Genomic DNA, 14,060 nt, shown 5'->3' on the forward strand with positions numbered 1-14,060 from the left:
CCATGTCCTGGAACAATCGCGTGGTCTGGTCGGAAGGCATGTTCATCGGAACGCAGCACTTCCAGCAGCATGACCGTTACCTGGAAAACCTGATCGACGCCCGCAGCCGCCCGCTGTCCGCTGGTAGCTGGGGCTTCTCCGAGTTGCTGATCGACCAGGGCCTGCTGGCCCAGGGCAAGCTCGCCATCGTCTCGGCACGCGGCCTGTTGCCCGATGGCACGCCGTTCAACATCCCCCAAGATGACCTGGCGCCGAGCCCGCTGAATATCGACGACAACCTGCGCGACGGCCTGGTCTACCTGGCCCTGCCGCTCAAGCGTGCCGGCGCGCGCGACACCGTGGATGAGGGCGAAGCCCTGGAAGCCGCGCGTTATGTGAGCCAGGTGCGCGAAGTGCGTGACGACAACGCGCCGTTCGAAAACCGTGCGCCGGTGGCCGTGGGCTCTCGCGCCCTGCGCCTGCTGAGCGCGCAAGACGGCATCAGCGACTACGCCGCCATCGGTCTGGTGCGCATCAAGGAAAAGCGCGCCGACCGCGCACTGGTACTCGACGACACTTACATCCCACCGGTGCTGGACGTGGCTGCGAGCAAACCGCTGGCGGCCTTTCGCAGCGAACTGCTGGGCCTGCTGCACCAGCGTGGCGAGGCATTGGCGGGCCGCGTAGTCGCTTCGGGCGCCGGTGGTGCGTCGGAGATTGCCGACTTCATGCTGCTGCAACTGGTCAACCGCGCGCAGCCGCTGATCCAGCATTTCAACCAGTTGAGCCCGCTGCACCCGGAGCGTTTCTTCAGCGAACTGGTGAGCCTGGCCGGCGAATTTTCGACCTTCTCCACTTCTGGCCGGCGCCCGCAGGAATACCCGCAGTACCAACACGACGACCTGGCCCTGAGCTTCGCCCCGGTGATGCTCGCGTTGCGTGAAGCCCTGTCGATGCTGATCGACAGCAAGGCCACGCCGATCCCGATTGTGGAGAAGGCCTACGGCATCCACGTGGCGATGCTGGCCGACAAAACCCTGCTCGACAGCGCCAGTTTCATCCTGGTGGTGCGCGCCGACGTGCCCGCCGAAACCCTGCGCGCGCGCTTCGGCCAGCAAAGCAAAGTCGGCTCGGTGGAGCACATCCGCGACATGGTCAACCTGCAACTGCCGGGCATCAGCCTGCTGCCGTTGCCGGTGGCGCCACGGCAGATCCCGTATCACGCCGGTTCCACCTACTACGAGCTGGATCGCGGCAGCGAGCATTGGCAGCAACTGAACAATTCCGGCGGTTTCGCCTTCCATATCGCCGGGCAGTTCCCGGGCTTGAACCTGGCCTTCTGGGCGATCCGAGGATAATCCGCGATGCACCCCAATGATGACGATCGCACCCAGTTCATGCCGCGTCCCGGTGGCCGTGCGCCGGAGCCTGCGCGTGCCGAGCCTGCGCCCTTGTCGGTGCCGGCCGCGCCGATGCTCACCGGCAAAAGCCAGGGCCTCAACCCCCTGGAAAGCGCCGCCGGCCCGTTGCTGGCGCTGCTGACCCGCCTGCGCAATACCATCGCCCACCCGGCGCCGGCCAGCCTGCGTGCGCAATTGCTGGCGTACCTGCGCCAGTTCGAAGAGCGCGCCGAAGCGGCCGGCATCGCCCGCAACGAGGTGCTGCTGGCGCGCTACGCGCTGTGTACTGCCCTCGATGAAGCGGTGCTGAGCACGCCGTGGGGCAGCACCAGTGACTGGGGCAAGCAGAGCCTGCTGATCACCGTGCACAACGAAGCCTGGGGCGGCGAAAAAGTCTTCCAGTTGCTCGACCACTGCCTGCAAAGCCCGCGGGAACGCCTGTACCTGCTGGAGCTGCTGTACCTGTGCCTGTGCCTGGGTTTCGAAGGCCGTTACCGTGTGATGAGCGACGGGCGCAGCCAGTTGGAAGCCTTGCGCGAGCGAACGGCGGCGGCGATTCGCAGTGCTCGTGGCGAACACGAGCGTGAGCTGTCGCCGCATTGGCGCGGCGTGACGGTGGCGCGGGATCGCCTGGCGCAATTCATGCCGCCGTGGATCACCGTGGCCATCGGCGTCGCGCTGCTGCTGGCGCTGCTGTTTGGCTTGCGCCTCAAGCTGGCGGCGGATGCCGAGCCGGTGTTCAAGAATATCCATGCCCTGGGCGAGATCCCGGTGCAGGCCATCGACCGCCCCGTGGCGCAGCCGAAAGTCATCGAGCGGCCACGCCTGGCGGGCTTTTTGGTGGACGACATCAAGGCCGGTCGCGTGGCCGTGGAAGATGCGGTGGACCGCTCCGTGGTGACCATTCGCGGTGACGAACTCTTTGCTTCCGCCAGCGCCAGCATTGTCGATGACTACCAGCCGCTGATGCTGCGCATCGCCGATGCCATCCGCAAAGTGAAGGGCCAGGTGCGCGTCACCGGGCACAGCGACAACCGCCCGATTGCCACGTTGCGCTTCCCGTCCAACTGGGCGCTGTCCGAGGCGCGGGCCAAGTCGGTGCTGGATATCCTGGCGGCCAAGACCGGCCAGGGCGAGCGCTTCAGCGCCGAAGGGCGCAGCGACACCGAGCCGCTGGCCACCAACAGCACAGCCGAAGGCCGCGCCCGCAATCGTCGGGTTGAAATCACCGTATTGGCGGAGGGCGTCGAGTGAAGGCGTTGTTCAGTTTCATGATTCGCTGGGTGATCCCGTTGCTGGGGCTGATCGCCCTGAGCCTGATCATCTGGTTTGTCGGGCCGTTGCTCGACGTGTTGGTGCCCGAGGGGCGCCGTTGGGCGCTGATCATCCTGGTGTTCGGCGTGTGGATTGCCTACCGCGTATGGCGCATCGTCCAGGCGCAGCGACAAGCCGCCGAAGTGATGCGCAGCCTGGCCGCCGAAACCCCGGCGGATCCCAACAGCGTGGCCACTGCCGAAGAACTCAGCACCCTGCGCCAGCGCATGGACGAGGCCCTGGCCCTGCTGAAAAAAGCCAAGCTCGGTGGCGATGAACGGCGCAACCTCTACGAGCTGCCGTGGTACGTGATCATCGGCCCACCGGGTTCGGGCAAGACCACGGCGCTGGTCAATTCCGGCCTGCATTTCCCGCTGGCCGCGCAGTTGGGCGCCGGCGCGGTACGCGGCGTCGGCGGTACGCGCAACTGCGACTGGTGGTTTACCGACCAGGCCGTACTGCTCGACACCGCTGGCCGCTACACCACCCAGGACAGCAACTCCACGGTGGATAAAGCCGCGTGGCTGGGCTTTCTCGACCTGCTGAAAAAGCAGCGTTCGCGCCGGCCTATCGATGGCGCCTTTATCGCCATCAGCCTGTCGGACCTGCTGCTCGGCAGCGACGCCGAGCGCGCCGCCCACGCCGCTGCCATCCGCCTGCGCATCCAGGAGCTGTACACCCAGTTGGGCGTGCGTTTCCCCATCTACCTGATGCTGACCAAGCTCGACCTGGTGCCGGGCTTCATGGAGTACTTCGACAACCTGAGCAAGGAAGAACGCGCCCAGGTGTGGGGCATGACCTTTGCCCTGGACGACGGCAAACACAGCGACAGCCCGCTGGCCCACTTGCAAAGCGAATTCGCCGGGCTGGAACAACGCCTCAACGAACGCCTGGTGGAACGCCTGCAACAGGAACGCGACCCGGCGCGGCGCGACCTGATCTACGGCTTCCCGCAGCAGTTCGGCGCGTTGAAGGATTGCCTGCAAAGCTTCCTCGAAGGCGTGTTCAAACCCAACGCCTTTGAAGAGCGCGTGCTGCTGCGCGGCGTGTACTTCACCAGCGGCACCCAGGAAGGCAGCCCGATTGATCGCCTGATCGGTGCCATGGCGCAGAGCATGAACCTCGACCGCCAACACCTGGCGCGGCAGAGCGGCACCGGGCGCAGTTACTTCATCGAAAAACTGTTCACCGCCGTGGCGTTTGCCGAGCGCGGGCTGGTGGGGGTGAACCCCAAGGTCGAACGGCGGCGCAAGTGGATTGCCCGGGGTGTGCTCGCGGCCACCGTGGCGTTGGTCGTGGTAGTCAGCGGCCTGTGGTGGGTGAGTTATCGCGCCAACCAGGCCTACATCGCCCAGGTCGATCAGAAGGTCGCCCCTCTGGGCCAGGCCGTGCAGAACCTGAGCCCGGCGCAACGCGAAGTGCTCGCTGTGCTGCCGCTGCTCAACGCGGTGAGGAACCTCGCCGGGGACTCGCCGAATATGTCCGAAGGCCTGGGCCTGTATCAGGGCGACATGCTTGAAGCCGAGTCGGCCAGCGTCTACCGCAAGCTGTTGATCGCCGTGTTCGCGCCGCGTTTGGTGACGCGGATCGAGGAGCAACTGCACGGCGGCGGCAATTCCGACTTCCTCTACGAAGGCCTCAAGGCCTACCTGATGCTCGCCGACAGCGAGCATTACGACCCGGAATTCATCAAGGCCTGGATCGCCCTCGACTGGGACCGCAACCTGCCCCGCGACCTGCCCGCTGACCAGCGCCAGGCTCTGGCCGGGCACTTGCAGGCGCTGTTCGAGCGTCATCCGCCGACTGCGCGGCTTGATCCGCGCTTGATCGACGACCTGCGCCGCCAACTGCAACAACTGCCGGTGGCCCAGCGCGTGTACGACCGGGTCAAACGCCAGAAGCTGCCCGAAGGCATCCCCGACTTCCGTCTCAACGAAGCAGCCGGTCGCGATGCGGCGTTGGTGTTCAGCCGTAAAAGTGGCAAGCCGCTGGGCGAGCCGCTGAGTGGCTTCTTCACCGCCAAGGGTTATCGCCAGGCGTTCCTGTTGAGCAGCCTGAACCAGACCGGCACCCTCGCCGAAGAGCAGTGGGTGCTGGGCCATGAACAGGCCGATCAGCAGAACGTGATCAGCCTCGCCGGGGATGTGCGCCGCCTGTATTTCCAGGACTATCAGCGCCAGTGGGATGCGTTGCTCGCTGACATCGACTTCGTGCCCATCACCAGCGTCGCCCAGGCGGCCGATGTGCTGCGGGTGATTTCCGGTCCGACCTCGCCGCTGAAAAAGCTGCTGGTGGCGGTGGCCAAGGAAACCGATCTGCAAGCCGAAGAACGCCAGTTGGCGGCCAAGGGCGTGCCGGTGGAAGGCGGTGTGGACAAGCTCAAGGAACGCCTGGGCAACCTGCTCGGCCAGGAGCAGCCAAGCGCGAATACAGCGCCGGCAACGGATGATCCGGTGACGGCGCACTTTGCCGAACTCAACAGCATCGTCAGCAAGAACGACGGCGAACCGGCGGCCATCGACGGCTTGCTGGCCGACATGAACGCGCTGTATGTGCAGGTCAGCGCCATGGTCGGCGCCAGCGGCGATGCCTTGCTCGGCGAGGCGAAGAACCAGGCGGCGGCTGCGGCCACGCGGGTCAGCCTGAATGCCGAACGCCAGCCACCGTTGGTGCAGGGCATGGTCAAGTCGGTGGTCAATTCCACCACCAACAGCATGATGGGCGGCGTGCGCAACCAGTTGAATGCAGCGTGGATGAGCGAAGTGGTCAACGTGTATCGCCAGTCGCTGGCGGGTCGTTACCCGATGTCGCCGGGCAGTGCGCGGGACGCGACGCTGGATGATTTCGGCATGTTCTTCGGCGTCGGCGGGGTGATGGACAACTACTTCCGCAAGTACTTGCAGCCCTACGTGGACACGTCCGCGCAGACTTGGCGCTGGCAGCCGGGTGCGGCGCAGAAGCTGGGGATTGCACCGGGGGTGCTGCAAACCTTCCAGCGTGCCGCGACGATTCGTGATGCGTTCTTCCGCGCTGGCGGCACCCAACCCATCGTGCGTTTCGAGCTCAAACCGGTGTCGATGGACCCGACCATCACCCAGTTCCTGCTCGACCTCGACGGCCAGCAACTGAGCTACGACCACGGCCCCAGTCGTCCGGTCGCCATGCAATGGCCGAACCCCGGCAGCATCGGCGTGGTGCGCCTGTCGATCATGCCGCCTGCCGCCAGTGGCCGTTCCGGCGTGACCCTGGATGGCCCATGGGCGTGGTTCCGCCTGCTGGAGCAATCGGACCTCAGCGCTGGCAACTCGCCGGACCGCTTCAACCTGCGCCTGCGTGTGGATGGCGCGAGCATCGCCTACGAGTTGCGTGCCAACAGCGCGTTCAACCCGTTCAAGAGCCGCGTACTCAGCGGCTTCAGCCTGCCGGAGCGGCTATGACGACGGTGGGTTTCTACGGCAAGTTGGCCAGCCGTGGCGACTTTGTCAGCCGCACCTTGCCCCAGAGTTTTGTCGGCCCGTGGGACAGCTGGCTGGCGGCGGGTTTGCTCGCCAGCCAACAGCGCCTGGGGGGCGACTGGCTCAACGTGTACCTGGTCAGCCCGCTGTGGCGCTTTGTGCTGGCGCCGGGCGTGTGCGGGCCGGATGCGGCGGCGGGCGTGGTGATGCCGAGCATTGATCGGGTCGGGCGCTATTTCCCGTTGGCGGTGGTCACGTTGCTCGACCACGACACCAACCCGGCGTCCCTCGTCGGCGGGCCGGACACCTGGTTTGAACAGGCCGAAGAGTTGCTGCTTAGCACCCTCGACAGCGGTGCGACCTTTGAAGGGTTCAACGCCGGCATCGACGCGCTCGGTGTGCCGCTGACCGAACTGCGTGCGGTGGACAGCCGTTTCGCCGGCCTGCAACGGGTGGCCGCGACCTTGCCCCACGGGCGCATGAACGCGCTCGCCGAACAGGCCTGCGAAGGCGCGAGCCTGTGGTGGGGGCGCGGTTCTGAACGGATTGCTCCAGGTTTATTGCGGTGCCAGGGCTTGCCTGCCACCGACGATTTTGCGCAGTTTTTGCTCGGACAAGAAGGTGTGGTGTAGATGGGCGCAACGTACAAATCCGCGAGCAAAAGCCATGTGGGCATGGTGCGTCAGGTCAACGAAGACGCCTGTCTGGACCTGCCGGAAAACCGCCTGTGGGTGGTCGCCGACGGCATGGGCGGGCACGCGGCGGGGGATTACGTCAGTAGCCTGATTGTCGACAGCCTGCGCACAGTGCCGCTGGGCCGTTCCCTCGACGAATACTCGGCGGCGCTGCGCAACGACCTGATCCGCATCAACGCCGCCGTGCGTGAAGAAACCGCCAACCGTGGCGTGACCCTGATGGGCAGCACCGTGGTGCTGCTGGCCGCGCGCGGCTTGCGCGGCGTGTGCGTGTGGGCCGGCGACAGCCGCCTGTACCGCCTGCGCGACGGCGTGCTGGAGCGCATCTCCCGCGACCACAGCTACGTGCAAGACCTGCAAGACAGCGGCCTGCTCAGCGAAGCCGATGCCCGCGTGCACCCGCGCGCCAATATCGTCACCCGCGCCATCGGCGTCGAAGCCCAACTGGAGCTGGCGGTGGTCGACCTGCTGATCGCCCCCGGTGACAGCTACCTGCTGTGCAGCGACGGCCTCAACAAGACCGTCGAAGACCACGAAATCCGCGAGGTGCTCAGCCATGACGCCCCGGACGAAATCGTGCGCAGCCTGGTGCACCTGGGGCTTAACCGGGGCGCGCCGGACAACATCACCACGATCGTCGTGAAGGTCTGCCCATGAATATCCTGATCCCTGGCTACGACATCCACGGCGAGATCGGCGAAGGCGCCATGGCCAGCGTGTACCTGGCGACCCAGCGTTCGTTGGAGCGCAAGGTGGCGTTGAAGGTGATGGCGGCGGCGCTGGCGGCCGACCCAACCTTCTGCGAGCGGTTCCTGCGCGAGGGCAAGACCCTGGCGCGCCTGTCGCACCCGCACACGGTGACCATCCATGACATCGGCAACGTCGGTGAGCTGTATTACATGGCCATGGAATACCTGCCCAACGGCACGCTCAAGGAGCGCATCGCCGCCGGCATGACCCCGGAACAGGGGGTGACGCTGATCCGCCAGATCGCCTCGGCGCTGGGTTATGCCCACGCGCAAGGCTTGGTGCACCGTGACGTCAAGCCGGCGAACATTCTGTTCCGCGCGGACGGTACGGCGGTGTTGTCGGACTTCGGCATCGCCAAGTCCCTGGACGACCGCACCCAGTTCACCCAGGCCGGTTTTGCCGTGGGCACGCCGAGCTATATGAGCCCGGAACAGGCGCGGGGCCAGGAGATCGATGGCCGCGCCGACCTGTATGCGCTGGGCGTGGTGCTGTATGAAATCCTCGTCGGCAAGCTGCCCTACAGCGGCACCGACGCGCTGTCGACGGCACTGGCGCACCTGACCGAGCCGTTGCCGGAATTGCCGGTGCACCACGGCCGTTATCAGAACGTGCTGCGCAAACTGTTGGCCAAGGACCCCGCCGAGCGTTTCCCGGATGCGGCGGCGCTGTTGCTGGCGCTGGATCAATTGCCGATGGATTCGCCGGAGGCCACCTTGGTGCGGCCGCTGCCGATCCCGATGAGTTTTGACCTGGCGGGGATCACCCCGGAGTCCATCGAGATCCCCACCGACAAACCCCAGCCGCTGCGCCAACCGGTGGTGCCGCCGACCCAGCACAGCGAACAGCGCCGTGGCCCGGTGCTGGCGCTGGCGGCGGTTGCCGTGGCCGTGGCGTTGGCGATTGGTGGTGCCAGTTACTGGTGGTTGAGCGGCAGTGATGCACCGGATGCCAAGCCGCCCGTTGCGGCCGTACCTACCGTGACCCCGCCGCCCGTTGCCGACGTGGACGGCGGCCAGCGCCCGCTGCTGATGGCGGGCAAGAAAACCCTGTTCCAACGTGTGCTGAGCAAGCCCGGCGCCAAGCTTTCCAGCGACGCCGGCAGTGCGCCGGGCAAAGCCTTGCCGGCGTTCTCCGTGCTCTACGTGTACCAGCGCAAGGACGTCGATGGCAGCCCTTGGGTGCGCGTCGGCGCCGCCACCGATGGGCGCAGCGACGGTTGGTTGCCGGCGGCCCAGGTCAGCGACTGGAAGCAGAGCCTGGTGCTCAAGTTCACCGAGCGCTCGGGCCGGGCGCCGGTGATGTTCCTGCGCCAATCGGCCGAGGTGGAAAAGCTCTTGGCCGATCCCGCCGTCGCCAAAGGTGCCTTGGCCAAGGCGCAGAAAAACAGCGACGACAACAGCCAGGTCCTCGCCCTGGAACCGACCGCCAGCGCCGTGCCGCAGAACCAGTTCTACCTGCTGCCGATCTTCGATTCCAAAGAGAGCTTTGACGAAAACGGCCAGCCGGTGCAGTTGCTCAATGTCGCGTCCATCGACCCGGGCACCCGCGCCGCCAAGCCTGTGGCCAACGCCGATGCGTTCCGCACCGCCGTGGTGTTGGTGGTTGATACCACCGTGTCGATGCAGCCCTATATCGACCAGGTCCGCGACGTGGTGCACGAACTGCAAACCCGCATCGCCGAGCGTGGCGAGTTGGACAGTGTGAGCTTCGGCATGGTCGGCTTCCGCAGCAGCACCAAGAAGACGCCGGGCCTGGAATACGTGTCCAAGACCCTGATCACCCTGGATCAAGGCCGCGATCCGCAACGCTTCCTCGACATGGCGCGGCAGGTCAAGGCGTCCACCGTCTCCAGCCATTCCTTCAACGAAGACGCGTTTGCCGGCGTGATGCAGGCCGTGGATGGCATGGATTGGTCGGGCTACGGCGGGCGCATCATCCTGCTGGTCACCGACGCAGGTGCGCTGCGCAAGAGCGACCCGTTCGCCGCCACCCAGATGAACGAAGCCGAAGTGCGCCAGGCGGCGTTGGGCAAGCAGATCAAGATCTACGCCCTGCACCTGCGCACCGACGCTGGCAAGGCCACACACGCCGGTGCCGAAAGCCAATACCGCATCCTTACCGCTGATGCCAACCCGCAGATCGGCGACCTCTACACGGCGGTGCCCGGCGGCGATGTGCGCAAGTTGGGCGAGCGTGTGGATGAGATCGGCACGGTGTTCGCCAACCTCGTGCACCAGGTGCGCAGCAACACGCCACAGCCGTCGCCATTGCTGGGCAGCGCGCCGAGCCTGGCGGACAAATCCGCCGCCGTCGGTTATGCCATGCACATGGATTTCCTCGGCCGCAAAACCGCCAGCCAGGCACCGCAGCTGGTCAGCGCCTGGACCGCCGACCGCGACCTCACCAACCCGGCGCTGCCAGCGTTTCAGGTGTGCGTGATGCTGACCAAGTTGCAGCTCAACGACTTGCAGCAGTCGCTGAAACTGATCGTCGACGCGGCGCGCAAAACCCAGTCCTCGCCGAAGGATTTCTTCCAGGAAATCGCCAGCGCCTCGGCCTACATGAGCCGCGACCCGCAAGCCTTGCGCAAGGGCGGCAACCTGGCGGATGGCGGCCTGCTTGGCGAGTATCTGGAAGGCCTGCCGTACCGCAGCAAGTCGCTGAACATGACCCAGGACTTGTGGCTGTCGTTGAGCGTGGCCGAGCAGGAAGACTTTATCGACGAGCTGGATTCGAAAATCCGCCTCTACGAAACCTTCCACAACGACCTGGCCAACTGGGTGCGTTTCGGCGATGCCGAGCCGGGTGACGCGTTGTACCGCGTGCCGTTGTCGACGTTGCCGTGATGCTGGACCTGAACGCGGTGCACAAGAGCCGGGGCGTCGGTAGCCAGCGCTATAGCCTGGTGATCCCGGCGCTGCACCTGCGTGCGGGTGAGCAGGTGGCGATTGTCGGGCCGAGCGGCTGCGGCAAGAGCACCTTGCTGGATGTGCTCGCGCTGGTGTTGGCGCCGGATCAGGTGGGGCGGTTTGAATTCCATCAGCAGGACATTGCCGGGCTGTGGCGCGCGGATCAGCAATCGAGCCTGGCGGCGCTGCGCAGCCGGCACCTTGGGTATGTGCTGCAAACCGGCGGCCTGCTGGGCTTTTTGGATGTGCGCGGGAATATCGCCCTGTCCCGGCAACTGCTGGGTTTGCCGGATGACGGCAGCGTGGCGCGCCTGGCCGAGCAACTGGAAATCAGCGATCAGTTGGCGAAGAAGCCCGCCGCGTTGTCGGTGGGCCAGCGCCAGCGCGTGAGTTGCGCGCGCGCCCTGGCCCACGCGCCGCAATTGGTGTTGGCGGATGAACCCACCGCGTCCCTTGACCCGTTGAATGCCGAACGCGTGATGCACGCGCTGTTGGCCCAGGCCCGCGAACACCGCGCTGCCTGTGTGATCGCCACCCATGACGAACCGCTGGCCCGCGCCAGTGGCTTGCAGGTGCGGCGCATCAGTTGCCGCCGCGATGCCGACGGCGGCGTCACCGCCACCCTCGGGGAGGTGTGCTGATGCGCAGCGGTCTGGTGGCGTCCCTGGCCTGGCAGGACTACCGCAATGACGCGTGGCTGTCGGCGTGTTCAGTGCTGGCGCTGGTGGCGGTGATCGCACCGTTGCTGGTGTTGTTCGGCCTGAAATTTGGACTGGTTAGCAGTTTGACCGAACGTTTGGAAAACGACCCCGCCACCCGTGAAATTATTCCGCTGGGCGGTGGTCGATTCAGCAGCGCATTTATCGAGCAGTTGGGCGAGCGCAGTGACGTGGCCTTCGCGGTCCCGCGTACGCGGCAGATTGCGGCGACGGCGCAGGTGGGCGCGTTGACGTTGGAGATGCTGCCGACGGCGCCGGGTGATCCGCTGTTGAGCGGTCTGCCGATGCCCCAGGGTCTCGACCAGATCGTGCTCAGCCACACCGCCGCCGAAAAGCTCGCGGCGCGGCCCGGGGATTGGCTGGAAACGCTGTTTGCACGGCAAGTGGCGGGGCGTGTCGAGAGCCAGCGCACGCGCGTGCAGGTACTGGCGGTATTGCCGCTGGAGGCCTTTACCCGTGACGGTTTGTTTGCCGATCTGCGGCTGTTGGAAGCGGCGGAAGATTATCGCGACGGCCGAGCGGTGCCGGTGTTGGGTTGGACGGGTGAGGCGGTGAGTGACCAGCGCATCTATCCGGCGTTTCGCTTGTACGCCCGCAGCCTCACCGATGTTGAAACATTGCGGGTGTTTTTCGCCGGACAGAACCTGTTGGTTTCGACCCAGGCACACACCATCGCCCAGGTGCAGTCGTTGAGCCGCAACCTGTCGATCGTGTTCTGGGTGATCTGCGGCTTGGCGTTGGCGGGGGCGTTTGCGGCGATCTTCGCCGGGGCGCTGGCCGCCGTGGCGCGTAAGCGTCGGGAATTGTCGGTGTTGCGCCTGTTGGGGTTTTCCACCAGCGCGCTGTTGTTGTTTTTGGTGCTGCAAGCGCTGTACAGCGCAGGTTTTGCCGCCGTGCTCAGTGCCGGGCTGTATGGCCTGGCCGAGGCGGGTTTGAATCAACTTTTCGTGCAGGTGCCGGGCGAGTACGCCAGCCACCTGTTGGCGCGTCATTACGGCCTGGCCCTGGTTGCAGTCATGGGCGTCAGCGCCGTGGCGGCGTTGTGTGGTGGTTGGCGAGTGGCGCGGATCCAGGCTTCTGAAGGAATCAGAGATGTATAAGTTACTGGGCGCCGCCGTGGCGCTGAGCCTGGCCTCGATGGCCTGGGCGGATGAAGCGAGTGACAAACTCGACAATCCAAAACCCTTGGAAGGCGACGTCAGCCTGCCGTTGCCGTGTGACGGCAACATGGTGTTCCGCTACGCCTACGTGCTGGCCCAAGGCACCCTGGACGACCGCGAGATCAGCCTCGGCTACCCCTTTGCCGAGGGCGAGGCGGGTTATCAGCAGTCGTTTATTTCCGGCTACCGCCGCGACTTTATCAACGGCCAGTTCACCCTCAAGGATCTGCCCAAGGCATGGAGCAAGGTCATCACGCCGTTGATGCCGAAGACCGACGCCAAGACGCCGCTCAAGCCGATGCTGTACTTCATCGGCAAGTACGAAGTGACCGCCCGCCAGTACGCTCAGGTCATGGCCCAGGCGCAATCCTTGGCCAGCGGCGAACCGGCGCCGGCCTGTGATGCGCCCAGCGGCATGGCCGGGCGATTGCCCAAGGTGAAGTTGTCACGCTTTGAAGCTGAGCGCTTCTCGGCGGTGTACAGCGCGTGGCTGCTGAAATACCACCGCGACTTGCTGCCGGTGAGCGGGCGCGGTTCGTCGGCGGAGGATGGTGGCGTCGGTTTTGTGCGTTTGCCCACCGAAATCGAATGGGAATTCGCCGCGCGCGGCGGCCAGGCGGTGAGCCGTCAGGACCTGGAAGGCCGCCTGTTCCCGCGCCGCGCCGAAGGCAGTGACAGCGACGGCCCGCTGGGCGATTACGCGGTGTTCAACCAGGTCGCTGGTGGCACCGGCCAGGCTGCACGGCTGATGCCCATTGGGACGAAATTGCCCAACCCCATCGGGATGTTCGACGTGATCGGCAACGCCGCCGAGATGGTCCAGGAATCCTTCCAACTGGTGCACGCCGGACGTCGCCAGGGCACCTATGGCGGCTTTGTGGTCAAGGGCGGCAACTACCTTGAAGGCGAGGGCACGCTGTTTACCGGCATGCGCCGCGAGTACCCATTGTTTGGCGCCGACGGCACCGAGCAAAGCAACGAGACCACCGGTTTTCGCGTGGCGATTGGCGCGTTGTCGGCGCCGCGTTCGCGCTACAAGGAACTGTTTGCGCAGTGGCAGAAAGAAGGCCGCCTGGCCGCGCTGACCGACGCCATCGACGACGCCCAGGACCCGACCAAGCGCCTGGACAGCATCATCGCCGCCAGCGCCGATCCCAAGCTGCAAGCCGAGCTGGGGCTGGTCAACGAAGAGCTCAAGCGCAACGTCTCGCTGATCGCCCAGCAACGCGAAGAAGCGGCGGGCAACCTGATCCAGTCGGCGGCGTTGGTAGCCGAAACCATCGGCAACTACAACATCCGCCTGGCCAATTTGCAGAAGAGTCGCCAGCAGGCCGTGGACAACAAGGACGAAGCCAGCGCGCAGCTGTTTGCGATGGCCATTGCCAACGGCCGCAGCGCCCTCGACGGCGCGGTAGCGATCTACATCGACAACCTGGCCACCGGCACGCGCTACACCGATGCGGTGATCCAGGCGCAGTTTCAACGAATCAAGGAAGAGTTGGATCGCAAGCCGGTGCTCGGCAAGAGCCTGGTGACGCGCGCGACACTGTTCGTCCGCCATGTCGGCAACTACCGCAAGCAACAGCGGGCCGACCCGGCGACGATTTTGAAGGAATTGCTCGCAGCGAGCGGTCAGCGATGAGCGCTGGCTGTATGGCGAGCTTGGAAGGGACTCAGGC

9 protein-coding genes are annotated in these 14,060 nt (G+C 65.6%); all 9 read left to right on the forward strand.

The annotated features are described in order from the left end of the window. The first annotated feature begins 2 nt into the window (after positions 1–2). The 9 genes from tssK to ACZRMO_RS06355 are packed head-to-tail and all read left to right on the forward strand — an operon-like array spanning position 3 to position 14,023. On the forward strand, positions 3–1,337 hold the full coding sequence (gene tssK, locus ACZRMO_RS06315) for a type VI secretion system baseplate subunit TssK (RefSeq protein WP_463972276.1): 1,335 nt from the start codon (positions 3–5) through the stop codon (positions 1,335–1,337). Positions 1,338–1,343: 6 nt separating this feature from the next. After that, entirely contained in the window at positions 1,344–2,633 is a 1,290-nt protein-coding gene (locus ACZRMO_RS06320) for a DotU family type VI secretion system protein (protein ID WP_463972277.1), read from the forward strand. Next, positions 2,630–6,130, forward strand: a complete 3,501-nt coding sequence (gene tssM / locus ACZRMO_RS06325) for a type VI secretion system membrane subunit TssM (protein ID WP_463972278.1) — start codon at positions 2,630–2,632, stop codon at positions 6,128–6,130. The genes ACZRMO_RS06320 and tssM overlap by 4 nt, the downstream gene beginning before the upstream one ends. Beyond that, a complete protein-coding gene (gene tagF, locus ACZRMO_RS06330) occupies positions 6,127–6,780 on the forward strand; it encodes a type VI secretion system-associated protein TagF (RefSeq protein ID WP_463972279.1) in 654 nt (217 codons plus the stop codon). The genes tssM and tagF overlap by 4 nt, the downstream gene beginning before the upstream one ends. Then, positions 6,781–7,500, forward strand: coding sequence for a PP2C family protein-serine/threonine phosphatase (locus ACZRMO_RS06335; RefSeq protein ID WP_463972280.1), 720 nt, complete (start codon positions 6,781–6,783; stop codon positions 7,498–7,500). It begins immediately after the preceding gene. Then, the gene (locus tag ACZRMO_RS06340; protein WP_463972281.1) at positions 7,497–10,439 is read left to right on the forward strand and encodes a serine/threonine-protein kinase; all 2,943 of its coding nucleotides are present in this window, start codon (positions 7,497–7,499) and stop codon (positions 10,437–10,439) included. The genes ACZRMO_RS06335 and ACZRMO_RS06340 overlap by 4 nt, the downstream gene beginning before the upstream one ends. Then, positions 10,439–11,143, forward strand: a complete 705-nt coding sequence (locus tag ACZRMO_RS06345) for an ABC transporter ATP-binding protein (RefSeq protein WP_463972282.1) — start codon at positions 10,439–10,441, stop codon at positions 11,141–11,143. The genes ACZRMO_RS06340 and ACZRMO_RS06345 overlap by 1 nt, the downstream gene beginning before the upstream one ends. Then, positions 11,143–12,321: an ABC transporter permease family protein gene (locus ACZRMO_RS06350; protein ID WP_463972283.1), complete on the forward strand. Its 1,179-nt coding sequence runs from the start codon at positions 11,143–11,145 to the stop codon at positions 12,319–12,321. The genes ACZRMO_RS06345 and ACZRMO_RS06350 overlap by 1 nt, the downstream gene beginning before the upstream one ends. Then, positions 12,314–14,023 carry a formylglycine-generating enzyme family protein gene (locus ACZRMO_RS06355; protein WP_463972284.1) on the forward strand — a complete coding sequence of 570 codons (1,710 nt, stop codon included), beginning with the start codon at positions 12,314–12,316 and terminating at the stop codon, positions 14,021–14,023. Before ACZRMO_RS06350 ends, ACZRMO_RS06355 begins: the two co-directional genes overlap by 8 nt. Positions 14,024–14,060: the final 37 nt, after the last annotated feature.

This window comes from Pseudomonas sp. B611, from assembly GCF_055407965.1.

Coding starts and splice junctions, on each gene's coding strand:
- ACZRMO_RS06345 (WP_463972282.1), top strand. CDS start 10,439: ATGCTGGACCTGAACGCGGTGCACAAGAGCCGGGGCGTCGGTAGCCAG.
- tssK (WP_463972276.1), top strand. CDS start 3: ATGTCCTGGAACAATCGCGTGGTCTGGTCGGAAGGCATGTTCATCGGA.
- tagF (WP_463972279.1), top strand. CDS start 6,127: ATGACGACGGTGGGTTTCTACGGCAAGTTGGCCAGCCGTGGCGACTTT.
- ACZRMO_RS06335 (WP_463972280.1), top strand. CDS start 6,781: ATGGGCGCAACGTACAAATCCGCGAGCAAAAGCCATGTGGGCATGGTG.
- ACZRMO_RS06350 (WP_463972283.1), top strand. CDS start 11,143: ATGCGCAGCGGTCTGGTGGCGTCCCTGGCCTGGCAGGACTACCGCAAT.
- ACZRMO_RS06320 (WP_463972277.1), top strand. CDS start 1,344: ATGCACCCCAATGATGACGATCGCACCCAGTTCATGCCGCGTCCCGGT.
- ACZRMO_RS06355 (WP_463972284.1), top strand. CDS start 12,314: ATGTATAAGTTACTGGGCGCCGCCGTGGCGCTGAGCCTGGCCTCGATG.
- ACZRMO_RS06340 (WP_463972281.1), top strand. CDS start 7,497: ATGAATATCCTGATCCCTGGCTACGACATCCACGGCGAGATCGGCGAA.